This window comes from Aeromicrobium tamlense, from assembly GCF_013408555.1.
In the GTDB taxonomy this organism is placed as follows: domain Bacteria; phylum Actinomycetota; class Actinomycetes; order Propionibacteriales; family Nocardioidaceae; genus Aeromicrobium; species Aeromicrobium tamlense.
Genome location: NZ_JACBZN010000001.1, coordinates 3278596 through 3303370 on the forward strand (window position 1 = coordinate 3278596; position 24775 = coordinate 3303370).

Annotated in this window: 25 protein-coding genes; 16 read left to right on the forward strand and 9 right to left on the reverse strand. The window is 72.0% G+C overall.

Going from position 1 to position 24775, the window contains the following annotated elements; all coding sequences use genetic code 11:
• Nucleotides 1-1401, reverse strand: coding sequence for a condensation domain-containing protein (locus tag BJ975_RS16055; RefSeq protein WP_179427735.1), 1401 nt, complete (start codon nucleotides 1399-1401; stop codon nucleotides 1-3).
• Nucleotides 1398-2789 carry a condensation domain-containing protein gene (locus tag BJ975_RS16060; RefSeq protein ID WP_179427737.1) on the reverse strand — a complete coding sequence of 464 codons (1392 nt, stop codon included), beginning with the start codon at nucleotides 2787-2789 and terminating at the stop codon, nucleotides 1398-1400. The genes BJ975_RS16055 and BJ975_RS16060 overlap by 4 nt, the downstream gene beginning before the upstream one ends.
• Before the next feature lie 258 nt (nucleotides 2790-3047).
• Here BJ975_RS16060 and BJ975_RS16065 point away from each other — a divergent pair, with 258 nt between their 5' ends.
• From BJ975_RS16065 to purB, 8 genes are all read left to right on the forward strand, one after another.
• Nucleotides 3048-4331, forward strand: coding sequence for an adenylosuccinate synthase (locus tag BJ975_RS16065; protein ID WP_179427739.1), 1284 nt, complete (start codon nucleotides 3048-3050; stop codon nucleotides 4329-4331).
• A gap of 32 nt (nucleotides 4332-4363) precedes the next feature.
• Nucleotides 4364-4891 carry a hypothetical protein gene (locus BJ975_RS16070; protein ID WP_179427741.1) on the forward strand — a complete coding sequence of 176 codons (528 nt, stop codon included), beginning with the start codon at nucleotides 4364-4366 and terminating at the stop codon, nucleotides 4889-4891.
• Nucleotides 4888-5844, forward strand: a complete 957-nt coding sequence (locus BJ975_RS16075) for a hypothetical protein (RefSeq protein WP_179427743.1) — start codon at nucleotides 4888-4890, stop codon at nucleotides 5842-5844. Before BJ975_RS16070 ends, BJ975_RS16075 begins: the two co-directional genes overlap by 4 nt.
• A gap of 1 nt (nucleotide 5845) precedes the next feature.
• A complete protein-coding gene (locus BJ975_RS16080; protein ID WP_179427745.1) occupies nucleotides 5846-6592 on the forward strand; it encodes a hypothetical protein in 747 nt (248 codons plus the stop codon).
• Nucleotides 6585-7124 (forward strand): hypothetical protein, encoded by a 540-nt coding sequence (locus BJ975_RS16085; protein ID WP_179427747.1) that lies wholly within the window; start codon nucleotides 6585-6587, stop codon nucleotides 7122-7124. Before BJ975_RS16080 ends, BJ975_RS16085 begins: the two co-directional genes overlap by 8 nt.
• A 41-nt stretch (nucleotides 7125-7165) precedes the next feature.
• The gene (purD, locus tag BJ975_RS16090) at nucleotides 7166-8410 is read left to right on the forward strand and encodes a phosphoribosylamine--glycine ligase (protein ID WP_179427749.1); all 1245 of its coding nucleotides are present in this window, start codon (nucleotides 7166-7168) and stop codon (nucleotides 8408-8410) included.
• A gap of 104 nt (nucleotides 8411-8514) precedes the next feature.
• The gene (locus BJ975_RS16095) at nucleotides 8515-9516 is read left to right on the forward strand and encodes an Lrp/AsnC family transcriptional regulator (protein WP_179427752.1); all 1002 of its coding nucleotides are present in this window, start codon (nucleotides 8515-8517) and stop codon (nucleotides 9514-9516) included.
• 23 nt (nucleotides 9517-9539) lie between these two features.
• Nucleotides 9540-10961 (forward strand): adenylosuccinate lyase, encoded by a 1422-nt coding sequence (purB, locus tag BJ975_RS16100; protein WP_317628241.1) that lies wholly within the window; start codon nucleotides 9540-9542, stop codon nucleotides 10959-10961.
• Between the two features lie 84 nt (nucleotides 10962-11045).
• Here purB and BJ975_RS16105 read toward each other — a convergent pair whose 3' ends face one another.
• Together BJ975_RS16105 and BJ975_RS16110 are read right to left on the reverse strand one after the other, a co-directional pair.
• Nucleotides 11046-11594, reverse strand: coding sequence for a maltokinase N-terminal cap-like domain-containing protein (locus tag BJ975_RS16105; RefSeq protein ID WP_179427756.1), 549 nt, complete (start codon nucleotides 11592-11594; stop codon nucleotides 11046-11048).
• A gap of 4 nt (nucleotides 11595-11598) precedes the next feature.
• Complete coding sequence (locus BJ975_RS16110; RefSeq protein WP_179427758.1) at nucleotides 11599-12786, reverse strand: MFS transporter; 1188 nt, start codon at nucleotides 12784-12786, stop codon at nucleotides 11599-11601.
• Between the two features lie 53 nt (nucleotides 12787-12839).
• On the opposite strand from BJ975_RS16110, the gene BJ975_RS16115 reads away from it, so the two are divergent.
• The gene (locus BJ975_RS16115; protein WP_179427760.1) at nucleotides 12840-13700 is read left to right on the forward strand and encodes a phosphoribosylaminoimidazolesuccinocarboxamide synthase; all 861 of its coding nucleotides are present in this window, start codon (nucleotides 12840-12842) and stop codon (nucleotides 13698-13700) included.
• A gap of 13 nt (nucleotides 13701-13713) precedes the next feature.
• Here BJ975_RS16115 and BJ975_RS16120 read toward each other — a convergent pair whose 3' ends face one another.
• A complete protein-coding gene (locus tag BJ975_RS16120) occupies nucleotides 13714-14565 on the reverse strand; it encodes a serine/threonine-protein kinase (RefSeq protein ID WP_179427762.1) in 852 nt (283 codons plus the stop codon).
• Between the two features lie 27 nt (nucleotides 14566-14592).
• Here BJ975_RS16120 and BJ975_RS16125 point away from each other — a divergent pair, with 27 nt between their 5' ends.
• From BJ975_RS16125 to BJ975_RS16135, 3 genes are all read left to right on the forward strand, one after another.
• A complete protein-coding gene (locus BJ975_RS16125; RefSeq protein ID WP_179427764.1) occupies nucleotides 14593-15138 on the forward strand; it encodes an RNA polymerase sigma factor in 546 nt (181 codons plus the stop codon).
• Nucleotides 15139-15204: 66 nt separating this feature from the next.
• Complete coding sequence (locus BJ975_RS16130; RefSeq protein ID WP_179427766.1) at nucleotides 15205-15924, forward strand: hypothetical protein; 720 nt, start codon at nucleotides 15205-15207, stop codon at nucleotides 15922-15924.
• Between the two features lie 119 nt (nucleotides 15925-16043).
• Entirely contained in the window at nucleotides 16044-17606 is a 1563-nt protein-coding gene (locus BJ975_RS16135) for a long-chain-fatty-acid--CoA ligase (RefSeq protein ID WP_179427768.1), read from the forward strand.
• Between the two features lie 66 nt (nucleotides 17607-17672).
• Here the strand turns inward: BJ975_RS16135 and BJ975_RS16140 are convergent, their stop codons facing one another.
• On the reverse strand, nucleotides 17673-18989 hold the full coding sequence (locus BJ975_RS16140) for a UDP-glucose dehydrogenase family protein (RefSeq protein WP_179427770.1): 1317 nt from the start codon (nucleotides 18987-18989) through the stop codon (nucleotides 17673-17675).
• 112 nt (nucleotides 18990-19101) lie between these two features.
• Here BJ975_RS16140 and BJ975_RS16145 point away from each other — a divergent pair, with 112 nt between their 5' ends.
• Genes BJ975_RS16145 through BJ975_RS16155 form a run of 3 tightly spaced genes read left to right on the forward strand, consistent with a single transcriptional unit; the run spans nucleotide 19102 to nucleotide 21470 of the window.
• The gene (locus tag BJ975_RS16145; protein ID WP_179427772.1) at nucleotides 19102-19383 is read left to right on the forward strand and encodes a GNAT family N-acetyltransferase; all 282 of its coding nucleotides are present in this window, start codon (nucleotides 19102-19104) and stop codon (nucleotides 19381-19383) included.
• Nucleotides 19380-20594: an Nramp family divalent metal transporter gene (locus BJ975_RS16150; protein ID WP_179427774.1), complete on the forward strand. Its 1215-nt coding sequence runs from the start codon at nucleotides 19380-19382 to the stop codon at nucleotides 20592-20594. Before BJ975_RS16145 ends, BJ975_RS16150 begins: the two co-directional genes overlap by 4 nt.
• Nucleotides 20595-20612: 18 nt before the next feature.
• Nucleotides 20613-21470 (forward strand): Fpg/Nei family DNA glycosylase, encoded by an 858-nt coding sequence (locus BJ975_RS16155; protein ID WP_179427776.1) that lies wholly within the window; start codon nucleotides 20613-20615, stop codon nucleotides 21468-21470.
• Nucleotides 21471-21532: 62 nt separating this feature from the next.
• Here BJ975_RS16155 and BJ975_RS16160 read toward each other — a convergent pair whose 3' ends face one another.
• The gene (locus tag BJ975_RS16160) at nucleotides 21533-22432 is read right to left on the reverse strand and encodes a DUF6801 domain-containing protein (protein WP_179427778.1); all 900 of its coding nucleotides are present in this window, start codon (nucleotides 22430-22432) and stop codon (nucleotides 21533-21535) included.
• A 238-nt stretch (nucleotides 22433-22670) separates the two neighbouring features.
• Between BJ975_RS16160 and BJ975_RS16165 the strand changes: the two genes are divergently transcribed.
• Nucleotides 22671-23294, forward strand: coding sequence for a hypothetical protein (locus tag BJ975_RS16165; RefSeq protein WP_179427780.1), 624 nt, complete (start codon nucleotides 22671-22673; stop codon nucleotides 23292-23294).
• Nucleotides 23295-23331: 37 nt separating this feature from the next.
• On the opposite strand, the gene BJ975_RS16170 is transcribed toward BJ975_RS16165, so the two are convergent.
• Together BJ975_RS16170 and BJ975_RS16175 are read right to left on the reverse strand one after the other, a co-directional pair.
• A complete protein-coding gene (locus tag BJ975_RS16170; RefSeq protein WP_179427782.1) occupies nucleotides 23332-24057 on the reverse strand; it encodes an ABC transporter permease in 726 nt (241 codons plus the stop codon).
• Entirely contained in the window at nucleotides 24054-24770 is a 717-nt protein-coding gene (locus BJ975_RS16175; protein ID WP_179427784.1) for an ABC transporter ATP-binding protein, read from the reverse strand. The genes BJ975_RS16170 and BJ975_RS16175 overlap by 4 nt, the downstream gene beginning before the upstream one ends.
• Nucleotides 24771-24775: the final 5 nt, after the last annotated feature.

The window sequence follows — 24775 nt, forward strand, 5'->3', positions numbered from 1 at the left end:
TTAGCGCGTGAGGGCCCCGCGCAGGAGGTTCGAGGCGTACGTGAAGAACGCGTCGACGTTCGCCACGGCCGTGGGGGTCTGCGGGACGCTGCACATCACGTAGAGCTCGGTCGGCGTGCGGTTGATCCAGACGTTGACGTTGTCGTCGTACCCCTGGCCGGTCGTGCCGTGGAACCGGTCCTGGGCCCACTTCTCCTGGCCGGGGATCATCCGGCCGTCGAGGTAGGAGACGATCGCGGGCCGGTGTGTGTCCTCGAGCGAGAACCCGAAGGCCTCCTGGACGACCTCCATGACGCGCAGGGCGGGCACCGGCTCGCACACTCGCGCGTCGCGGAACTTCTGGCGCACGTCGCGCGCGACGTCGAACAGCGTGGCCTCGGGGGCGACCGGGATGTGGATCGGCAGGACGTTGATCATCCAGCCCATCGTCGGGAGCGTCTCGGGGGTGTGGCGCGTCGCGACGGGGTTGAAGAAGCGGTAGGCGCTCGCGCCGGCGAGGTCGCGTGCGGCCAGCGCGAACGCGGCGTAGACGACGGACGGGAACGTGGCCGACTCCTCCTTCGCGATCGCCTCGAGCCGGTCGCACTCGGCCGCCGTGAGGATGTCGTAGTCCATCGGGACGAGCCAGAACCGCTCGCCCTCGGCGATGCCGAGATCCATCGGGAAGCCGTCCTTGGCGCCGGCGCCGTCCATCGCGTAGTCGGCCCAGAACTGCATCGACGGGTGGTCGATGCCGTACTGCTGCGCGTCGGCGCGCTCCTCCTGCGCGTACGTCATGTAGCCCTTCACGGGAGGCATCTCGACCTGCTCGTCGCCGATCTCGTTGGCGTACAGCTGTGAGAGCTCCATGTAGGCGAGCAGGACGCTGAAGCCGTCGCCGTAGCAGTGGTCGAACCCGCAGAAGATCGTGGACCGGTCCTCGCCCGAGACGCCGGCGATCGCATAGCCGAAGTTGTCGATCGGGTCGACGGCGTCGCTGAAGTGCTTGAGCAGGACCTGGTTGACCTCGTCGCCCGCGTGCGACCCGAGCGGGGTCAGGCTGAGCGTCAGGTCCTCGGGCGCGATCGCGTGGCGGGTCAGCTCGCCGTCGGGATCGGCGGGGTCGTCCTTGAAGGTGCCCCACATGACCTCGTGCCGACGGACCCACGCGGTGGCGGCGCGGTGCAGGGCGTCGACGTCGAGCGGGCCCTCGACGTCGAAGCACAGGCCCAGCCAGTTGGCGTCGGCCGAGCCCACCCGCTCCATGGCGCGTCGGAGCCGCAGGTGCTGGTCCTGCATGTAGGACGGCCGGTGCTCGTTCGCCGGGGCGGCGGCCAGGGCGGCGGCGGACTCCTCGGACGGGCGGAGGAGGAAGACGTCACCGTCGATGGTGTCGAGCTCCTCGATGCGGGTCATTCTCATGTCAGTGCCTCCATCGGGTCGTTGACCTCGCGCGTGACCGCCACCATCTGGTCGCGCATCCGGTTCATCACGCGGTCGAGCCATTCGGTGCAGGGCGGGGTGTCGGGGCTGCGGTGCAGCAGCTCGGTGCCGTAGGGCATCGAGTTGATCCACAGGTGCATCTCGTCGCTGGGCTCGACCTCGCCGAGGAACACGGTGGAGTCCATCTCCTCCCAGCCGTCCCGGCCGGGGCAGTGGCGTGAGTCCAGGAACGACACGACCGCCGCGGGGCGCATCGTGGTGCCGAGGAGGTGGTTGGCCAGGGGCAGCGGGATCGTCTCGGCGGTGCGACCGAACTGCCACGCCTCGGCCGTGCGCCGCACGAGCTCGATCAGCGGCAGGTCGCGGCCGAGATCCACCGTCATCGGCACGATGCCCGAGAACCAGCCGATGGCCTGGTGCCACTCGGGGCGGTTGCGGTTGTGCGTGGACATCAGCACCGTGAGTCGTTCGTCGTCCTCCTCCGCGACCATGGCGCGCAGCAGCACGGCGGTGAACGCCAGGGCGGGTGGCACGTCGTGCCGGTCGCACCAGCGGTGGAACGCCCGGCTCAGCCGGGGGCCCGCGAAGGTGGGGTACCGCATCCGGTGCTGGATCCGGTCGCCGCGCCGGACGCCGGTGGCGCGCGGCAGGCCGGGCAGGTCGCCCGTGGCATCGGCCGCGCGGCGCCAGGGCTCGAGGGCCGGGCTGTCGGGGCTGATCGCGTCCTGGAGGGCGCGCTGCTCGACGGCGAAGTCGACGTAGCTGCCCACGGGGGCGGGCAAGGGCGCGTGGTTCAGCTCGGCCTCGAGGTGGTGCTTGAGCTCGCCCATCGTCAGGTAGGCGCTGTAGCCGTCGAAGGTCACGTGGTCGAAGGCGGCGAACACCGTGATGTCGCCGTTCGCGTCGGTGACGCTGACGACCGTGGCGGCGGGCCACGACAGCGGACCCGTGCGGTCGTCGAGCTCGGCCATGACCGCGTCGAACGCCTCGCCCGGGTCGGCATGGTGGCCGAGGTGGCGCGGCTGGAAGCCGATCAGCTCCGCGTCGATGATGCGTCGCTCGTAGCTGCCGTCGTCGCGGCGCACGAACATGCAGCGCAGGCTCTCGTGGCGGGCGCAGTAGCGGCGCAGCGTGCCCGCCAGGGAGGTGAGGTCGGCGCCGTGGAGGGTGGCGCGCAGGCCGATCCAGGGGTTGACCTCGTCGTCCACGGGGCGCGGGAGGCCGGCGACGTCGAGGCGCCGCTGCTGGTCGGGAGTGACCGGGCGGGGGTCGGGCGCGGCGGTCGCGAACGCCCGCAGCGTGGAGGACCGCGGCACCCAGAGGTGGACGTCTCCCGCGGGGACGAGGGTCAGGCGATGGGGGTGCAAGAGGGTTCCTCCTTCGAGTGCCGCGGGTCCGGGGGAGTCCCAATGCAACTCACCGTTACACGTGCAGTTACAGGAAGGCTACGGCACGTTCCAGTGATGTCCATCACTCCGCCTGAACTGGTGCGAATGTCTCCTTTTCGCCGTCCTTCCACGCCCGGCGACAAGCGCCGGTGGCTCCCGCGCGGCGGGTTCTCGGTAGGATTGACGAGCACGAGCCCCCGTAGCGGGGCTTTCCGTCTGGTGGAGGGGTGGCATTCCATGCCCGCAGTCGTGATCGTCGGAGCCCAGTGGGGTGACGAGGGCAAGGGCAAGGCAACGGACCTCCTGGGCAGCCGCGTCGACTACGTCGTGAAGTTCAACGGCGGCAACAACGCCGGCCACACCGTCGTCATCGGCGACGAGAAGTACGCCCTGCACCTGCTGCCCAGCGGCATCCTGACGCCCGGCTGCGTCCCGGTGATCGGCAACGGCGTCGTCATCGACCTCGACGTCCTGTTCCAGGAGATCGACGGCCTCAACGAGCGCGGCATCGACACGTCGCGCCTGCTGGTCAGCGCGAACGCGCACCTCATCGCCGACTACAACCGCACGCTCGACAAGGTCAACGAGCGCTTCCTCGGCAGCCGCAAGATCGGCACGACCGGCCGCGGCATCGGCCCCACCTACGCCGACAAGATGAACCGCCTCGGCATCCGCGTGCAGGACCTCTTCGACGAGAAGATCCTCCAGGCGAAGGTCGAGGGTGCGCTCGACCTCAAGAACCAGATCCTCACCAAGGTCTACAACCGCCGCGCGGTCGACGCCGACGAGATCGTCGAGTCGCTGCTGGGCCACGTCGACCGCCTGCGTCCGTACGTCGCCGACACCGCGCTCGTGCTACACGAGGCGCTGCGCGACGACAAGACCGTGCTGCTCGAGGCCGGCCAGGCCACGCTGCTCGACGTCGACCACGGCACCTACCCGTTCGTCACCAGCTCGTCGGCCACCACGGGCGGCGCGTGCACGGGCTCGGGCATCGCCCCCACCGACATCACGCGCGTGATCGGGATCGTCAAGGCCTACGCCACCCGCGTGGGCGAGGGCCCGTTCCCCACCGAGCTGTTCGACGCCGACGGCGACCGCCTGCGCGAGAACGGCGGCGAGTTCGGCACCACGACCGGTCGCCCCCGTCGCTGCGGCTGGTACGACGCCCCGGTGGCGCGCTATGCCGCGCGCATCAACGGCGTCACCGACTTCGTGATGACCAAGCTCGACGTCCTCACCGGCTGGGAGCAGATCCCCGTGTGCGTGGCGTACGAGGTCGACGGCGAGCGCGTCGACGAGATGCCGATGACCCAGACGGGCTTCCACCACGCCAAGCCGATCTACGAGTTCTTCCCCGGCTGGACCGAGGACATCAGCGGTGCCCGCGAGCTGTCCGACCTGCCCGCGAACGCGCAGTCGTACGTGCGCGAGATCGAGGCGATGAGCGGTTCGCGCATCAGCGCCGTCGGCGTCGGTCCCGACCGCGAGGAGACGGTCGTCCTGCACGACCTGCTCTAGGATCTTCGAAGCACATTCACGGGGGAGACGGTGTGAGCGACGAGCAGAGGTACGAGTGGCGGTCCCACCGCCGGTCGTCATGGGGTCCGGTGCGCCTGGTGCGCCGCGCGGACGCGATCGAGGCCACGGTGGGCGACGCGACGGTGACCCTCGACCTGACCGATCGACGCACCGCCGCCGAGCGGCAGGCGAACCCGTTCCGCGACGCCTACGACGACGGGGTCCCTGTGACGCTGAACGGCGAGCGCGTCGCCACGATCACCACCGAGGGGAAGCGCAGCGGCCTCGGACGGCGCCAGCGTCTCGCGGTCACCGGAGACCAGCGGTTCGTGCTCCCCGGCATGCAGCTCACCCACCGCGGCCTGCCGAAGCTGCTCACGCTGCGCAGCGAGGCCGGCGTGCTGGTCGCCTCGCGCCGGTGGGCCTCGCCGCTCAACATGGCCGTCGTCGAATGGTCGTTCGTGCGCGAGCACGACCTCGTCCCCCCGCGCGTGGCCGGCGGCACCCGCCCCGAGCACGTCGCGCTGTGGTTCGCCGTGAAGGAGGAGGTCACGCTATGACCGTCGAGATGGACTACGACAAGCTCACGCTGTCGGCCACCCGCGCGGAGGAGCTGGCGTCGAAGATCCGCACCAACGCCGCGTCCGCGCGCTCCGCCAGCCCGGTCGCGCTGCCGAGCCTGGAGAACATCGAGGCCAAGGCGACGTTCCTCGACGACGCGGCCGAGAAGCTCAACGGCCTGGCCGACATTGCGCTGCTGCTCGACGAGTCGGGCGAGGGCAAGGTCACGATGTCGCTCAGCGCCATCAACGACACCCTCAACGACCTGCTGGGGGAGTACCTCGGCGCCGAGTTCGGCAACATCTTCGGCAACGACGACGACTTCCCGCTCATCTCCATCGCCTCGGCGCTGGGCAAGATGAAGAAGATGGCCACGGGCGTCGCGCCCATCTTCCAGACCGGCCTCGTCGGCCGCAACATGCTGACCCGCATGGCCAACGCCGGCGGGCGCACGGGCGAGTGGGCGCGCTGGATGCTCTCGGGCGGCGGGCGCCACGCGGCCCCGCCCACCGCGCTGCTGAACAAGCTGCCCAAGTGGGCCGGACCGGGCACCCGCTTCCCGACCGCCGGCTGGGCCGACCCGCTGAGCCGCAACCCCGGAGGCCTGGGCCTCATGCGCGGCCTCGGCATCGTGGGTGGCGTCTACAGCACGGCGGTCGGCGTCAACAACCTGATCCAGCAGGGCAACCCGATCGACGCCTTCGAGCGCGAGGGCGCCGGCTACGTGGCCGACGTGGCCGAGACCGCCTTCAGCGCCTCCACCACGGCGTTCCTCATCGCGCCCAACCCGGTCACCGGCGCCATCGCCGTGGGCACCGGCCTGGTCTGGGCCGGCGCCGAGGTGGTGGACCACTGGGACGAGATCAGCGACGGCGCCTCGAAGGCCTGGGACACCGTCACCGACGGCGACACCTGGAAGGACGTCGGCGACAAGCTGACGTTCTGGGACTGACATGAACGACACCCCTGCGAACGCTGGAGCCACCGTGCCGAGACTCGACGAGACCTTCCTGCAGCTCACCGTCGGCTACGACGACCTCATCAAGCTGGCCGAGGTGCACGCCGGCCGCGTGGCCCCGGCCGACGCGCCCACCCGCCTGCGCCAGGAGGGCCTCGTGACCTCCGCGGGCGTCCACCCCACGGCCGCGAGCCTGGTCGAGGTCGCGGTGGGTCCCGCGCGCAGCATCGTCGTCGAGCGCTTCGACGGCGCCACCCTCTCGCCCCTGTTCATCGGCTGGATGCCCGACGGCCGCGCCACCACGAGCGCGCCCGACACCGAGGGCGCCGTCGTCGTCACCGCCACCGAGCTCGGCCTGCTGCGCGACCAGCTGCGCCAGTGGCTGGCGATCTTCGACCGCGAGGTCCCGGCCGAGCGACCCACGGTCACGACGAACACCACCGTCATCGACGCGGCCATGACGCTCGAGGGCGTCGACCCCAGCGGCGACGCCGACCTCGACCCGGTCCTCGAGGGCTGGCGTCTGGCCTGGCGCGCCACCGGCAACTGGGCCGAGCGCGACGTCGACGCCACCGTCACGGTCGTCGACGCCGGTCCGCAGGGCTGGTACCGGGTCGAGCACGCCCCGCGCACGGGCACCGAGGAGGTCGAGGTCACCCTCGCGCCGCTGACGCTCGACGAGGTCGTCAGCGCCCTCGGCGACGTCGTCACGGGTCGCGGGTCCCGGGGGGCCGATGACTGACGTCCTTCCTCCGGCCGACCTGGTCTCGCGGCAGCAGGCGGCGCGCTTCACGCGGCTCCTGCGCGTGCTGGAGCGCCAGCACCGGCGCCCCGAGGCGATGGCGGGGTTCTTCGCGGCCATCGGCGCGGGCGGCGTCGTCTCGGCGCTGGCCACGATCGCGTTCGGACCACACCGCGAGGACATCACCGACTGGGACCGCCTGCCCGACCTGCTGCGCGACGGCCTGCACGCCGCCGCGTCGTGGCCCGAGTTCGACGCCGAGGGCTTCGGCGCCGACCTGGCCGAGCTGCTGCGCGAGGACGACGAGGCCCGGCGCGGCACGGTCTCGGCCGTCACGAGCTTCCTGCTCGCCTCGGGCCGCTACGACGAGCGCCTGCTGGCCGGCTGGACCCGCGCCTTCGACGACCTCGCACTGCCGGCGCCGCCGCCGCTGACGTGGTCCTCGTTCCTCACCGGCACCGACGGCCCGCGCCCGTGGGACGCGCTCGTGGCGTTCGCGCGCGAGATCGCCGCCGACATCACGCCGTCCTGATCGATGCGGGAGCCCGTGCGCACCGGCGATAGGCTCGACGGGTGAAGGTTCTCGTCATCGGCACCGGCGGCCGCGAGCACGCCCTGTCCCTGGCCCTCTCCCGCGACCCGCAGGTCACCGAGGTCCACGCCGCCCCGGGCAACCCGGGCATGGCCGACATCGCCACCCTGCACCCCGTCGACCCGCTCGACGGCGCCGCCGTGGCCGACCTCGCCACCCGCATCGGCGCCGGGCTCGTCGTCGTCGGACCCGAGGCCCCGCTCGTCGCGGGCGTCGCCGACGCGGTGCGCGATGCGGGCATCGCCTGCTTCGGTCCCAGCGCCGAGGCCGCGCAGCTCGAGGGCTCGAAGGCGTTCGCGAAGCAGGTCATGGCCGCCGCCGAGGTGCCCACCGCGATGGCGCGCGTGTGTGAGACGGCCGAGCAGGTCGCCGACGCGCTCGACACCTTCGGCCCGCCCTACGTCGTCAAGGACGATGCCCTCGCGGCCGGCAAGGGCGTCGTCGTCACCGAGGACCGCCAGGCGGCCTACGACCACGGCGTCTCGTGCGATCGCGTCGTGATCGAGGAGTACCTCGACGGTCCCGAGGTGTCGCTGTTCGCGATCACCGACGGCTCCACCGTGCTGCCGCTGCAGCCGGCGCAGGACTTCAAGCGCGCCCTCGACGACGACGAGGGACCGAACACCGGCGGCATGGGTGCGTACACCCCGCTCGACTGGGCGCCCGACGACCTCGTGAGCGACGTGACCCAGCGGGTCCTGCTGCCCACCGTCAAGGAGATGGCCGCGCGCGGCACCCCGTTCCAGGGGCTGCTCTACGCCGGCCTCGCCCTCACCAGCCGCGGCACGCGCGTGGTCGAGTTCAACGCCCGCTTCGGCGACCCCGAGACCCAGGCGCTGCTGTCGCTGCTGAGGACGCCGCTGTCGGCGCTCCTGCACGGCGCCGCCACGGGCACGCTCGCCGAGGTCGGGCTGCCGCAGTGGCGCGACGGCGCCGCGCTCACCGTGGTGATCGCCTCGGAGCACTACCCCGAGTCGCCCGTCACCGGCGACCGCATCGAGGGACTCGACGAGGCCAACGCGGTCGAGGGGGTCGACGTGATCCACGCCGGCACGAAGATCGACGAGGACGGCAACCTGGTCACGGCCGGTGGCCGCGTGCTGTCGGTGACGGCCGTCGGCGACGACCTCGACCAGGCCCGGGCCCGCGCGTACGAGGCCGTCGACCTCATCCGCATCCGCGGGGCGCACCACCGGCGCGACATCGCGGCGAACCTGCCCGGCTGAGTCCCCGCCGACGCCACAGCGCGGTTCCGTCAGTCGGAGGGCCCTCGGCGGGCTGATCCGTCACCTGGGCGTGCGGTCGGACCGGCAACCCGTATTCTGGCCGCATGTACGCGTCGTCGCAGTCCCTGCCTGAGCTCCCCGAGGTCGACCTCGCGCTCGTGCACGCCCTGCAGGTCGCTCCCCGGGCCCCGTGGAGCGCCATCGGCCGCACGATCGGCGTCGACCCCGCCACCGCCGCCCGTCGCTGGGACCGTCTGGTCGCCGAGCGGCTGGCCTGGTTCGTGGTGCGTCCCAGCGCCGAGCAGCTGGCGCCCGACCGCGATGCCGTGGTCCTCAAGCTGACCTGCCGTCCCGGTGCCGACGTCCGGGTCGCCGAGCAGATCGCCCAGGCGGAGGAGGTCTACTCCGTCGACCTGCTGGCCGGCAAGGACGATGTCGCCATCATCCTCATCGGCCGCGGACTGGGTCAGATGCGGCAGGCGGTCGACACCTTCGTGGGCGACGATCCCGACATCGTCGGCACGCGCGCCTCGTTCATCGCCGGAGTGCACCGCGAGGACGCGCAGTGGCGACTCGGCGCGCTCAGCCCCGAGCAGGTCAGCGGGCTCGACCGCCGTGGCGACGGCACCGTCACGCCGCCCGACGCGGAGGTGCTCGCCCAGCTCACCGAGATCCTCATCGAGGACCCCCGCATGAGCGTGGCCGACATCGGGCGCCGGCTCGACCGTCCCGAGCCCACCGCGCGCCGCCTGCTGGAGCGGGCGCTGCGCTCGCGCGCGATCCGGCTGGGCTGCGACGTCGTGGCCTCCGCGGGCGGTGCGGGACGCGGCGTGATCCTCGAGGCCGAGGCGGACGACCCGCGCACGGCGGGCGACGTGATCGGCGACCTGCCCTGCGTCGTGCGGTGCGCGGCCGTCGTGGGCGCGTCCAACCTCGCGCTGGTGGTGCGGTTCAACGCCCTTGCCGAGCTGTTCGAGTTCGAGGGCACGGCAGCGGAGCGCGTGCCGGGATGGCGGGTCACCGACCGCGCCACGATCGTGCGCAGCGTCAAGCGTCAGGGCAAGCTGCTCGACGACGAGGGCCGCGTCCTGCTCTCCACGCCCTGACCGCGGACTGCGACAATGGGCCGGTGACCACTCCGAACGTCCTCGCCTCCCGCTACGCCTCCGCCGAGCTGGCCCGCATCTGGTCGCCCGAGCACAAGATCGTCCTCGAGCGGCAGCTGTGGATCGCGGTGCTGAAGGCCCAGCGCGACCTCGGGGTGGAGACCCCCGACGGCGTCATCGAGGCGCACGAGGCCGTCGTCGACCAGGTCGACCTCGACTCGATCGCCGCGCGCGAGCGCGTCACCCGCCACGACGTCAAGGCGCGCATCGAGGAGTTCGCCGCGCTGGCCGGCAGCGAGCACATCCACAAGGGCATGACCTCGCGCGACCTCACCGAGAACGTCGAGCAGCTGCAGGTGCGCGCGTCGCTCGAGCTGGTGCGCGACCGCGCCGTCGCCGCGCTGGCGCGCCTCGGTCGCCTCGCGGGCGAGCACGCCGAGCTCGTCATGGCCGGCCGCAGCCACAACGTCGCCGCGCAGGCCACCACGCTCGGCAAGCGCTTCGCCACCACCGCCGACGAGCTGCTGGTGGGCATCGAGCGCGTCGAGCAGCTCATCGCGCGCTACCCGCTGCGCGGCATCAAGGGCCCGGTGGGCACCGGCCAGGACATGCTCGACCTCCTCGGCGGTGACGAGGCGAAGCTCGCCGACCTCGAGCAGCGCGTCGCGGCGCACCTGGGCTTCGAGCGCACGTTCACCAGCGTCGGCCAGGTCTACCCGCGCTCGCTGGACTTCGACGCCGTCAGCGCGCTCGTGCAGCTGGTCGCCGCGCCGTCGAGCCTGGCCCTCACGATCCGCCTCATGGCGGGCAACGAGCTCGTCACCGAGGGCTTCAAGCCCGGCCAGGTCGGCTCCTCGGCGATGCCGCACAAGATGAACACCCGCTCGTGCGAGCGCGTCAACGGCCTCGCCGTCGTCCTGCGCGGCTACGCGTCGATGGTCGGCGAGCTCTCGGGCGACCAGTGGAACGAGGGCGACGTGTCGTGCTCGGTCGTGCGCCGCGTGGCGCTGCCCGACGCGTTCTACGCCGCCGACGGCCTCTTCGAGACCTTCCTGACCGTGCTCGACGAGTTCGGTGCCTTCCCGGCCGTGGTCCAGCGCGAGCTCGACCGCTACCTGCCCTTCCTGGCCACCACCAAGGTGCTCATGGCCGCGGTGCGCCACGGCGTCGGCCGCGAGTCGGCCCACGAGGCCATCAAGGAGCACGCGGTCGCCGTCGCGCTGGAGATGCGCGAGCAGGGCACGGCCGACAACGACCTCTTCGACCGTCTCGCCGCGGACGAGCGGCTCGGCCTCACGGCCGACGACCTGCAGCGCCTCGTCGCCGAGCCACTGGCCTTCACCGGCGCGGCCGTCTCGCAGGTCCAGCAGGTGCTCACGCAGGTCGAGGCCGTCCTGCAGCGCCACCCCGACGCCGCGGCCTACGCGCCCGGCGCCATCCTCTGACCCTCGCGTGACGAGATCTGCTCCGATTTCTACCTTTCAGCAGGTCTGAAACGTAGAAGAGGGAGCACATCTCGGGACGGGCGGTCAGGCGAGCCAGGCCAGGACCGCGGGGCCGGGGTGCTCGGCCCACGTGGCCGTGAGGATGCCCGAGGCCTCGGCGGGCGCGTGGGCCTCGACGATCCGCGCGACGTGCAGCTGGCCGTGGCCCGTGCCGCTGCCGTGCACGGCAGCGGTGAACCGGCGGCGGGGGATCGGCTCGCCCTCGGGCGTCAGCATCGTCACCTCGCCGCGACCCTCACGGATCACGGCGGCCGCCTCGGCGAGGTAGACCGGGTCGGTCGCGCCGTCGTAGACCCAGCGGCGGCCCAGCGCCGAGTGGTCCATCTCGCCCACGAGCTCGGCGCCCTCGAGCGGGGCGGAGCGGTAGGTCAGCGGCACGTGCACGATGTCGTCGCCCACGGGGAGCAGGAACGACTCGATGCCGACCTCGCCCTCGGGGTCGTCGAAGCGGAAGTTCGCCTGGAAGGCGGGCACCTCCGCGCCCTGCGGCCACCAGTCGCGGCTCGGCAGCCAGGCTTCCAGCAGCTCGGCCTTGGTGGGGTTCAGCTCGGATCCGGGATGCACGACGCCCATGGCGTCATCGTGCCACGGGTCGGACGCTGGCGGCAGCCACGACGGCCGCCACGACCGAGAGGAGGGCGGCGCCGACGATCGGGGCGAGGTCGTTGAGGCCGTAGAGACCGGCGCCCAGCACCGGCCCGATCACATAGGTGAGACCCACGGTCGCCGAGAGCTGGCCCGCGACCGCGGCGTGCTCCGACGGCTCGACGACGAGCGTGGCGCCGCCGTTGTAGCCGGGCACGGCGAGCCCGAGTCCGGCCGCGATGACCATGAGCGCCGGCAGCAGCACGCCGAGCGTGGTGGCGACGATCGCGAGTGCGTAGCCGGCCGCGGCGACGAGGCTGCCGATCACGATGAGCGCGCGCGGCCCGCCGGGGACGCGGGGTGCGACGACGGCCTGCGTGAGGGCGAAGCCGATGCCGATCGCGACGCCCGCGACGGCGACGACGCCCGCGGTCTCGCTGTTCGTGAGGCCGAGGCGGTCCTGCACGAGGAAGCCGAGGATGATCTCGACGAGCGCCAGGCCGAGGAAGAGCGCGGCGCCCGCCGCGAGGTAGGGCAGCACACGCGGGTCGCCGAAGCCGAGTCGCTCGCGCTCGGGGCGCTCCTGCCGCTCGGGCGCGGGCAGCAGCCACACGGCGACGAGGGTCGCCCCGACGAGGACGGGCGCGAGGTGCACCGGCAGCAGCAGCCCGCCGATCGCCGCGAGGCCGCCGATGGCGGGACCCACGACGAGCGAGATGCCCTGCACCGCTCCGAACGCGCCCATCGCCTGCGTGCGCGCGGTGGCGCCGTCGCTCGTGGAGGCGAGATAGGTCAGCGCCGCGACGGGGACGGCGGCGAAGCCGACGCCGTAGAGCACGCCCCGGGTGAGGGCGAACGCCGAGAGCACGAGCCACCGCGGCAGCTCCTGCCGGACGGCGACCTCGGTCATCACGGCGAAGCCCGCCGCACCGATCGTGGCGATCAGCAGGCCGCGCACGAGGACCGCGTGGACGCCGACCCGGTCGACCTCGCGGCCCCACCACGGACCGGTCAGCACGAGCATCGCCGCGGACAGCGTCATGACGGCGCCGAGGTCGACCTCGCCGAGCCCGACCAGCCGGGTGACGGGCGCCAGCACCGGGACGAGCATCCCCTGGGCGCTGTAGACCACGAGGGCCGACACGAGCAGCGTCGTGGTCGTGGTCCGGGTCGATGGCACCGGCACAGCCTGCCACGGAAACGCGCCGACGGGCAGGCCACTAGCCTGATCCCATGCCGCTGGAGATTCCCGGAGCCACCCACCTGCACTCGGGCAAGGTCCGCGACCTGTACACGTACGGCGACCACCTGCTGATGGTCGCGTCGGACCGGGTCAGCGCCTACGACTTCCTGCTCGAGCCGGGGATCCCCGACAAGGGCGAGATCCTCACCCGGATGAGCCTGTGGTGGTTCGACCAGCTGGCCGACCTCGTGCCGCACCACGTCGTCAGCACCGACGTGCCCGACGAGGTGGCCGGCCGTGCGCTGGTCGTCGAGCGGCTCGACATGTTCCCGGTCGAGTGCGTCGCCCGCGGCTACCTCACCGGCTCGGGCCTGGCCGACTACCGCGAGACCGGAGCCGTGTGCGGCATCCCGCTGCCCGACGGGCTCGTCGACGGCTCGCGCCTCGACACCGCGATCTTCACCCCGGCCACGAAGGCCGATCTCGGCGAGCACGACGAGAACGTCTCGTTCGAGGCGGTCGTGGAGACCGTCGGCGCCGAGATGGCCGAGCGGCTGCGCGACCTCACCCTGGCCGTCTACGGCCGTGCCGAGGAGATCGCCCGTGAGCGCGGCATCATCCTGGCCGACACCAAGCTCGAGTTCGGCGCCCGTCCCGACGGCACGATCGTGCTGGCCGACGAGGTGCTCACGCCCGACTCGTCGCGCTTCTGGCCCGCCGACCGCTACGTGCCCGGCCAGGCGCAGCCCAGCTACGACAAGCAGTTCGTCCGCGACTGGCTGACGTCGGAGGAGTCCGGCTGGGACCGCGCGTCCGACACGCCCCCGCCGCGGCTGCCCGACGAGATCGTGGAGCGCACGCGCGACCGCTACATCGAGGCCTACGAGCGACTCACCGGCCTCACCTGGTGAGTCGCCGGTCGCCTCAGCCCAGGTACCAGGTCGTGACGGCGGCGGCGGCGAAGGCCACGGTCATCAGCAGGGCGACGAGCCAGGGCGGCACGGCCGTGCGCCCCGGCTCCTCGCTCGACTCGAGCGCCTCGGCCAGCGCGGCCGCCGACGCCGGACGCCCCTCGCGCCGCACGGACAGCGCTGCGGCGACGACCGCGTCGACCCGCGGGCCGGCTCCGGTCGGCTCCAGCCGGTCGTTGGCGGTCCGTCCGAGCGGACCGTCGAACGGCAGCCGGCCGGCGATCAGCTCGTGCGCGAGGACCCCGAGGGCGTAGACGTCGGTGCGCGCGTCCAGCGGCTGCCCGTACGCCTGCTCGGGTGCCATGTAGGCGGGCGTTCCGGTGGTGACGGTGATCCCGCTCGCCTCGGCCAGTCGCTTCGCACTCCCGAGGTCGCTGATGAGGACCTCGTCGTCGCCGCTCACCAGCAGGTTGGAGGGCTTGACGTCGCGGTGCAGGACGTCGTGGTCGTGCAGCGCCTGCACGGCCCGGCACGCCGCCACGACCCACGCCACGGCGTCGTCGGTGCCGAGATCGCCGACCCGGTCGGCCAGCGTCCCGCCGGGCACGAAGTCCATCACGAAGTACGGCCGGTCGTCCTGGACGCCGACGTCGTGGACCCGCACGACGAGAGGGTCGTGGATGCGGCGCAGCAGCCTGGCCTCCTCGAGGAATCGCTCGCGGACGTCGGGGTGGTGGGCCCAGTTGTCGGCCAGCACCTTCACCGCCACCGTGACGTCCAGATCGGGGTCGTGGCCGCGCCACACCGTCGCGAAGGCGCCGACCCCCTGCACGGAGTCGAGCCGGTAACGTCCGATCTGTCGCATCGTGACCAGTATCGGTGGGGAGGCCGGATGGACGTGCACCACGCCCTGGTCGCGCGCGCCCGCGCCGGCGATCGGGCGGCGCTCGAGGACCTGCTCGGACAGGTCCGACCCCTCGTGCAGCGGCGCTGCCGACGCGTCCTGCCCTACCCCCAGGACGCGGAGGAGGCCGCCCAGGACGCCCTGCTCACGATCGCCACGCGGCTCGACACCTGGGCGGCCCGGGGCTCGTTCGAGGCCTGGGCCGCGATGGTGGCGACCAACCAGGCGCGGATGACGTACCGGACGCTGAAGCGGCGATCCGTCGAGCGAGGCCTCGACGCGGCGCCGGAGACGGCCGACCCGGCACGCACCAGCGTCGTCGCCGGCACGCGGCTCGACCTCCTCGACGCGATCGAGGCGCTCGAGGAGCGCCACCCCGAGACGGTGGAGGCACTCGTCCTGCGCGACCTCGGGGGACTGCCGTACGACGAGATCGCAACGATCCTCGGCGTCGCGCTCGGCACGGTGAAGGCGCGGATCCACACGGCGCGGCGCTTCGTCCGGGCGCAGCTCACGGCCGGTGCCGATGCGTGACAACTTTCCGTGCCCCGGCGGCATCAGGAGGGTGAGACCGTCACGGAGGCGGTCGGTGAGGACACCATGAACCGCAGCATCGCAGCATCCCTCGTCGCCGCCAGCGTGATCGCCGGCGTCGGCGCCGGCTTCGCCGCCCGCCAGCTGGACGGAGGATCGGCGTCGGCCGCCGACCCCGGCACCACCGTCACGTCGTCGCCCGCCCCGACGGCCACGTCCCCCGCGCCGAGCGCCACGGAGGATCCCGATCTCGCGGCGGCCCGCGCCGACCGGACGGGGCCCTCCTGGTCTCCCGCCGACCCGGTCGACGCCGAGGGACGCCCGATCACGGTGGGCGACGTGGTTCCCGGTGCGATCGAGCCGATCCGGGTCGGCACGCCGGTCGACGAGGCGATCGCGACCGGGCTGATCGAGCGGGACGACAGTGGACTGGTCTGCGAGGGCACCCGGTACCGCTGGACCGGCGACCTCGGCGACGGATTCGACGTGCAGGTCCGGCAGGACGGCACGATCGCCACGCTGGGCCTGTTCAAGGACGGGGCCGAGACGGCGAAGGGCATCTCGGTGGGCAACAGCTACGGAGGCCTGCGCCGGGCCTACGGCGGGGCGCTGTCGGAGCCGGAGGAGGCCGGCTACTCGCAGACCGGCGCGTTCGTCCGTGAGGACACGCGCTGGATCGGCTTCCTCTTCGACGAGGCTCCGGACCGCCTCACGGACTCCTCGCGGATCACGATGGTCGAGGTCACCGACGGCAACCAGCCTGACCTGATGCGCGACGGCTGCTGAGTCGTCGGGAGGGGGTGTGGTCGCGACGCTTTGCTACAGGGGTCGCGGCACACTTTGTGCCGCGGTCGTTGGTTACAGTGACGATGTAACTGAGGCCACACCCCCCGAAAGAAGGCACCGTGACCAACCTCGCCGCGATCCTCGACGACACGACCGCGAAGTACCCCGAGCGCACCGCCATCGTCTTCGGTGACACGCGCCTGAACTACGCGCAGGTCAACGGCGCCGCCAACCAGGTCGCCAACCTGCTCGTCTCGCGGGGGATCAAGCCCGGCGACAAGGTCGCGATCTCGATCCCGAACCTGCCCTACTTCACGATCGCCTACTTCGGCATCCTCAAGGCCGGCGCGGTGGTCGTCCCGCTGAACGTCCTGCTGTCCGAGCGCGAGGTCGCCTACCACCTCGACGACTCCGGCGCCGTCGCCTTCATCGCCTTCGAGGGCACCCCCGACCTGCCGATCGGCGACCGCGCCTGGGCCGGCTTCAACGAGGTCGAGGCGTGCAAGGAGTTCTTCCTCATCAAGCTCGACTCGGCCGCGCCCGAGCCGATGGAGCCGCCGGAGTTCTACGGCCCGCTCGTGGCCCAGCAGTCGCCGGAGTTCACCACGGTCGAGCGCGACGACGACGACACCGCCGTGATCCTCTACACGTCGGGCACCACCGGACAGCCCAAGGGCGCCGAGCTGATGCACCGCAACCTGCGCGCCAACGCCGCCCTCGGCACCTCGCTGTTCGGCGCCGACGAGAACGACCCGGACACGTACCTCGCGGTGCTGCCGCTGTTCCACATCTTCGGCCAGACCGTCATCCAGAACGGCGCGTTCCTCTACGGCGGCACGGTCGTCTACCTGCCGCGGTTCGAGCCCGAGGCCGCCCTGGCGCTCCTGCTGAAGGAGAAGATCACGTTCTTCGCCGGCGTGCCCACGATGTACTGGGGCCTGCTGCAGGCGCTCGCCGCGTCCGACGGCAGCATCGACGTCGAGGCCATCGCCAAGACCATCCGCACCGCGGCCGCCGGTGGCGCCGCGCTCCCGGCCGACATCCACCGTCAGTTCGAGGAGAAGTTCGGCATCGTCATCCAGGAGGGCTACGGCCTCTCCGAGACCTCGCCCGTCGCCTCGTTCGGCGTCCGCGGCGAGGAGGTCCGCGTGGGCTCCATCGGCCGTCCGGTCGAAGGCGTCGAGATGAAGCTCATCAACGACGACTGGAGCGACGTGCCGCACGACCCCGAGGCGATCGGCGAGATCGCGATCAAGGGTCACGGCATCATGAAGGGCTACTACAACCGCCCCGCCGCCACGGCCGAGGCGATCCAGGGCGAGTGGTTCCGCACGGGCGACCTCGCCCGCAAGGACGACGACGGCTACTACTACATCGTCGACCGCAGCAAGGACATGATCATCCGCGGCGGCTACAACGTCTACCCGCGTGAGCTCGAGGAGGTGCTGATGACGCACCCGGCGGTCTCGCTGGTCGCCGTCATCGGCGTCCCGCACGAGTCGCACGGCGAGGAGATCAAGGCGGTCGTGGTCAAGAACGCCGACGATCCCACCACCGAGGCCGAGCTGCGCGAGTGGGCCAAGGGTCAGTTCGCCCAGTACAAGTACCCGCGCATCGTGGAGTTCCGCGACGCGCTGCCGATGACCGCGACGGGCAAGATCCTCAAGCGCGAGATCGACTGACGCCGACACGACAGGGGCCCGCAGCCGATGGCTGCGGGCCCCTGCTCTGTCGTGGGTGGGCGTGTCTCAGGCGCGGCGGCCCAGGGCGCGGTAGGTCCAGCCGGCGGCGCGCCAGCGGTCGGGGTCGACCGCGTTGCGCCCGTCGAGCAGCGCCCGGCGGTGCACCAGCGCGCCGACCGCCTCGGGATCGAGCTCGCGGTACTCGCGCCACTCGGTGAGCAGCAGGACGAGGTCGGCGCCGGTGAGCGCCTCCTCGGTGTCCTCCACGTAGAGCAGGTTCGGGTAGGACGACTTCGCGTTGCCCAGCGCGGCCGGGTCGGTGACGCGCACGTTCGCGCCCTGCAGCCGCAGCTGCTCGGCCACGTTGAGGGCGGGGGAGTCGCGGATGTCGTCGCTGTCGGGCTTGAACGAGGCGCCCAGCACCGCGACGGTGCGGCCCATGAGCGAGCCCCCGCACTCCTCGCGGGCGAGGTCGACCATGCGCACGCGGCGGCGGGTGTTGATCGCGTCGACCTCGGCCAGGAAGCTGAGAGTCTGGTCGGCGCCGAGCTCGCCGGCGCGCGCCATGAACGCGCGGATGTCCTTCGGCAGGCAGCCGCCGCCGAAGCCGAGGCCGGCGTTGAGGAACTTGCGCCCGATGCGGTCGTCGAGGCCGATCGCGTCGGCCAGCGCGGTGACATCGGCGTCGGTGCGCTCGCACAGCTCGGCCATCGCGTTGATGAACGAGATCTTCGTGGCCAGGAACGAGTTCGCGGCGACCTTGACCAGCTGCGCGGTGGCCGGGTCCATCGTGAGGCGAGGCGTGCCCTCGGCGAGGATCGCGGCGTAGACCTCGTCGAGCAGCGCGGTGGCGCGCTCGCCGGCCTCGCCGTCGGGAACGCCGTAGACCAGACGGTCGGGGTGCAGCGTGTCCTTGACCGCGAAGCCCTCCCGCAGGAACTCGGGGTTCCACACGAGCATCGCGTCGGGCCGGACCTCGGCCAGCTGCGCCGCGAGCCGCTCGGCCGTGCCGACGGGCACGGTGGACTTGCCGGCGACGAGCGCGCCGGGCGCGATGACCTCCAGCAGGCTCGTGAATGCGCCGTCGACGTAGGCCAGGTCGGCCGCGTACTCGCCGCGCTTCTGCGGCGTGCCGACACACAGGAAGTGCACCTGCGCGTCGGCGACGTCGGCGAAGTCCGTGGTGAACGACAGCCGGCCGCTGGCCAGGGTGCGCTCGAGCAGCTCGGGCAGGTTCGGCTCGAAGAACGGGGCACGCCCGGCGGACAGGCTCTCGATCTTGGCCAGGTCGGTGTCGACGCCGACGACCTCGTGGCCCAGCTCCGCCATGCTCGCGGCGTGGACGGCGCCGAGGTAGCCACAGCCGATGACGCTGATCTTCATACCCGACACCGTAGCGACTGCGCGGCGGGACCGGGCCCGAAGAGACGAACGTCGCCGTCGGCCCGGCACGCATGGTGCGCAAGGGAAAACCGAGTGTGGGAAGGTCGTTCCCATGACGGTCGACATCACGCACAACGCGGCGGAGCAGCAGTACGAGATCGCGGTCGACGGCGAGCGCGCCGGCTTCACCGAGGCTCGTGAGGAGGGCGACGTCGTCGTCTTCCCGCACACGATCATCGACGAGCGCTTCGAGGGCCAGGGCCTGGCCAGCCAGCTCGTGACCTTCGCGCTCGACGACGTGCGGGCGCGCGGCAAGAAGGCCCGCATCCACTGCAGCTACATCAAGCGGTTCGTCGAGAAGCACCCCGAGTACCAGGACCTGCGGGTCGAGTGACCCAGGTCCTGCGGCGCCGGCTCACGCTGCTGGGGCCGGCTTTCGTCGCTGCCATCGCGTACGTCGATCCGGGCAACGTCGCCACGAACCTCACGGCCGGCGCGCAGTTCGGCTACACCCTCGTCTGGGTGATCGTGCTGGCCAACCTCATGGCCGTGCTCATCCAGTACCTCTCGGCCAAGCTCGGCCTGGTCACCCGCCGCTCGCTGGCGGGCCAGGTGGGCGACCGTCTGGGCGTCCGCGCGCGCTTCGCGTACTGGATGCAGGCCGAGGGGATCGCGATCGCCACCGACCTCGCCGAGGTCATCGGCGGCGCGATCGCGTTCCACCTGCTGTTCGGCGTGCCGCTGCCGCTCGGCGCGCTGCTGACCGCCCTGGTCGCGATGCTGGTGCTCGCGATCGGCGACCACCGTGGCCAGGGCGCGCTCGAGCGCGTCATCGTCGGCTTCCTGCTGCTGATCGCGGTGGGCTTCCTGGCCGGCCTCGTCGTCGGCCCGCCCGCCGCTGGCGAGGTCGTGCAGGGACTGGTGCCGCGGTTCGACGGTGCCGAGAGCGTGCTGCTGGCCTCGGGCATCGTCGGCGCCACCGTCATGCCGCACGCGGTCTACCTGCACTCGAGCCTCACGGCCGACCGTCTGGGCGTCCGGGGCGAGAGCTCGTCGGTGCGCGACCTGCTGGCCGCCACCCGGATCGACGTCGTGCTGGCGCTGATCCTCGCCGGCATGCTCAACCTCGGCCTGCTGCTCATGGCCGCGGCGAACCTGCAGGGCCTGCCCGGCACCGATACGATCGCCGGCGCGCACGAGCTCATCACGAGCGAGATCGGCGCGGGCGTGGCGCTGCTGTTCGCGGTCGCGCTGCTGGGCTCGGGCATCTCGTCGACCTCGGTCGGCAGCGCCGCGGGCGCCGAGGTCATGCGCGCCCTGACGCCGTGGTCGCTCAAGCCGGTCACCCGGCGCCTCATCACGCTCGTGCCGGCCGTGATCGTCCTGCTGCTCGGGATCGACCCCACGCGGGCCCTCGTGGTCTCGCAGGTCGTCCTGTCGATGGGCATCCCGTTCGCCGTCGTGCCGCTGGTCTGGCTGACCTCGCGGCACGCCATCATGGGCGAGTTCGTGAACCGGCGGCTCACCACCGTGCTCGCGACGCTCGCGGCCGCGGCGATCGTGGCGCTCAACCTGGTGCTGCTGTGGCTGACGTTCGTCGGCTGATCCTCGTACGCTGACGTCATGCCCGAGATGCCCGAGGTGGAGGCCCTCGTCCACTGGCTGCAGGCCCAGCTCGAGGGCGCGGTCGTGGTCGAGATCGAGCCGGCGTCGTTCGCGGTGCTCAAGACCTACGACCCGCCCGTGTCGTCGTTCGCGGGGCTCACCGTCAGCGGCGTCACGCGGCACGGCAAGTTCATCGACATCGACGTCGACGGGCTGCACCTCGTGATCCACCTGGCCAAGGCGGGCTGGCTGCGCTGGTCCGACCACTTCGGCGACAGCCGGGTCAAGATGGGTGGCCCGCTCGCCCTGCGGTTCCGCGTCGACCGGGGCTCGGGCCCGCACGAGGGCTTCGACCTCACCGAGGCCGGCACCCGCAAGGGCCTGGCCGTCTACGCCGTGCGGGACCCGCACGAGGTGCCCGGGATCGAGCGGCTCGGTCCCGACCCGCTCGCGCCGGGCTTCGAGCTGCGGCCGCTGCTGCAGCGCCGGATGCAGGTCAAGCGGCTGCTGCGCGACCAGACCGTGGTGGCGGGCATCGGCAACGCCTACAGCGACGAGATCCTGCACGCCGCGCGGCTCTCGCCCTTCGCGATCGCCGAGAAGCTCGACGACGACGAGATCGCTCGCCTGGAGGAGGCGGTCACCTCGGTGCTCACCGAGGCCGTCGCGGCGGCCGACGGCAAGCCCGCGGCCGACCTCAAGGACGCCAAGCGCGAGCGGATGCGCGTGCACGGCCGGGCGGGCCAGACGTGCGAGGTCTGCGGCGACACGGTGGCCGAGGTGGTCTTCGCCGACTCCTCGCTGCAGTACTGCCCCACGTGCCAGACCGGCGGCACGATCCTCAAGGACCGCTCCACCTCGAAGTTCCTGAAATAGCCGGACAGGCGAAGGGGCGAGAGCCTCGCGGCCCTCGCCCCTGCGTCACGCTGCGGGTGGCGTCACTTCTTGACGGTGACGACGACCTTCACCTTGGCGCTGCCGCCGTAGCCGTCGCGGACGGTCACGTAGAACGCCGTCTTGCCCTTGAAGCCCTTCTTCGGGACGAACGTGAACTTCGGGCCCTTGCCCCTGACCTTGCCGGCCTTCTTGCTGACCTTGCCGACCTTGTAGGTCAGGCGGTCGCCGTCGGCGTCACGGGCGCGCAGCACGAAGGCCTTGGCCTTCTTCTGCTTCGTGACGACCTTGACCGTCTTCTTGCTGACGACCGGTGCACGGTTGGGGACCTTGATCGAGCCGAGGGCCAGGTTGGACGGGCCGGTGCACGTGAGGCTCGACGGGACCGTGGACTCGTCGGCGCGGTAGATCGTGGCCGCGATCGTGAACGACTTCGGCACGCCGAGCGCGACGGTGTGCTTGGTGTTCGCGGGCGCCTTGATCGCCGGGACCGTGCCGGTGGCCGGGATGGTCCACTTGTCGCCGACGTTCTGCGGGACCGGGGTCCGCGGGGCGGCCAGGCTCGGGATCCGCACCGCGGTGCTGCGACCACCGGTGGTCAGGGTGAGCGAGGCGTCGGTGCTGGCGCCGGCGGCCTCGCGGCCCTGCAGCAGGCCGGCCGTGGCGGCGCGGAGGTCCTCGGGGAGCGTCAGCGTGATGTTCACGGGACGAGCCGGGATCGTCTGGCCGGCGCGGACCGAGGTGGGCACGGTGGTGGAGATGGCCACGCCGAGGTTGTGCCGACCGAGGTCGAGCGGGCCCGCGGTGACGCCGCAGTTGTAGGTGAACGTCTTCGACAGTCGGACGTCGGCGGCGTTCGCCGTGCCGGCGCCGGCCATCGTCAGCGCGCCGGCCATGCCGGCGATCAGCGTGGCGGAGAGGGGCACGGCCAGACGGCGTGCCACAGCAGGAGTACGGGTCACGATGAGCCTTTCGGAAGGACGAGCTCCGTGCGGGTGGGAGTGCACGGAACGGAACGGTGGTGCGTCATCGTAACAAGGTTTTAACTGTGAGTTAAGCCACTATTTTCACGGCCTCCTCACCCGCCCGAGTTTTGCTCCGTTTTCGACCTTTCAACCGGCTTGAAAGGTCGAATACGGAGCACATCTCGGGGCCTGCGGGGGTGCTCCCTAGGCTGGAGGCATGGGCATCGGCAGGACGGGACGACGGGTGAACGCGGCGGTCGGAGGCTTCGCGTCGCGGGTGGACGGCCAGACCGAGGTCGCGGCGGCGCGTGCGGCGCAGGCGCTGCGACTCGGCGTGCGGCTGCTGCGCTGGCCCAGCCTCGGGATCATGGTGGTGTCGTGGCCGTTCCTGGTGGGCCTGGCGATCGTCAGCCTCCTGGCCGACGACACCTGGCTGACCGTCGTCGCCGGCCTGATCGCGCTCGTCGGCGCCGCTCTCTCGGGGGCGTTCGCGTGGCGGCGCTCGCGCATCATCGTGGCCGTCGAGGACGAGCAGCAGCTCGCCACCGAGCTCGGCATCGCCGTCGCGATGAGCGACGACGTGGGCGAGGCGCGCCTCGTGCTGGGCCAGCTGGCCGGCACCGCCGGCGGCCCGCGCGTGTTCTCGCGGCTCAAGGCGCTGGGGCGGGGCTTCGGCCTCGGTCCGGGTGTCCTCCAGGACGCGGCCGACCTGCCCCGCGCCCGCTGGTTCTTCCCGCCGAAGGTCGGCACGACGGTGACGCTCTTCTTCGGCGTGCTCTGGCTCGTGCCCGTCTCGTTCGTCAGCTGCCTGCTGCTCGCCATCGCGCTCGCCGCCCGCTGATCCCGCGCCACTCGCGACCTCGGTTTGCCACTCGGCGTCAGGGGGTGCGGCGGCGCAGGGTGAGCGAGGCCAGCGCGACCGAGCCGACGGCGAACCCGATCAGCACGACCAGGTCGGTGACCCGCTCCGAGGCCGCCTCGCCGGCCGCGAGGGAGGAGAACGCGTCGGTCGCGTAGGTCAGCGGCATGACGACCGAGAGCCACTGCAGCACCTCGGGCATCGCGTCCACCGGCACGAGCAGTCCGCACACGAGGATCTGCGGGATGATCACGAGCGGCATGAACTGCACGGCCTGGAACTCGGTGCGCGCGAACGCCGACGCCAGCAGCCCGAGCGCCGTGCCCACGACGGACCCGAGGATCGCGAAGACCAACGCCTCCCACGGCCGGTCGAGGCCGAGGTCCAGCAGCCACTGCGCCACCACGAGGCTGATCGCCGACTGCGCCAGCGCGACCAGACCGAACGCGACGCCGTAGCCGCCGATCAGCTCGCCGCGACGCAGCGGCGTCGTCAGCAGCCGCTCGAGTGTCCCGGAGATCCGCTCGCGCACCATCGTCACGCTGGTGATGAGGAACATCAGGATGAAGGGGAACAGCGCCAGCATCTGCGGACCGACCCGCGCGAACACCTGCGGCTGCTGGTCGAACACGTAGCGGAACAGCGCCAGCAGGATCGACGGCAGGAACAGCAGCATGACGATGCTGCGGGGGTCGTGCCGCAGCTGCGCCAGCACCCGCCGGGCCGTGGCGGTCGCGCCCGTCACGCGGCACCTCCCTCGGCCAGGGCGAGGAAGGCCGACTCGATGTCGGCCGTCCCGGTCGCGGCGCGCAGTCCGGCGGGGGAGTCCTGCGCGATCATCCGGCCCTCGCGCATGAGCAGCACGACGTCGCACCGGTCGGCCTCGTCCATGACGTGGCTCGAGACCAGCAGGGTCACGCCCGACTCGGCCAGCCCGCCGAACAGCCGCCACAGGTCGCGCCGCAGGACGGGGTCGAGGCCGACGGTGGGCTCGTCGAGCAGGCACACCTCGGGCTCGGCGATCAGCGCCGCCGCCAGCGAGACCCGTGCCCGCTGCCCGCCCGAGAGCTCGCGGGTCAGGCTCCCGCGCTGCGCGCCGAGGTCGACGGCGGACAGCACCGCCTCCACGCGGTCACGTCCCACCGCGGACAGTCGTGCGAAGTAGGAGAGGTTCTGCTCGACGGTGAGGTCGGGATAGACCGAGCTCGCCTGGGTCATGTAGGCCACGCGCCGCCGGTTCACGGCCGAGCCGGCCGGCTCGCCGAGCACCGTCACCGAACCCGACCTCACCACCTGGACGCCGGCGATGGCCCGGATGAGCGTGGACTTGCCGCAGCCGCTCGGTCCGAGCAGCCCGGTGACGCGGCCGCGCAGGATCTCGAGGTCGAGGCCGTCCAGCACGGTCCGGCCGCCGCGCTCGACGACGAGTCCGCTCACCTCCACCGCGGGCGTGGTCATGCTCC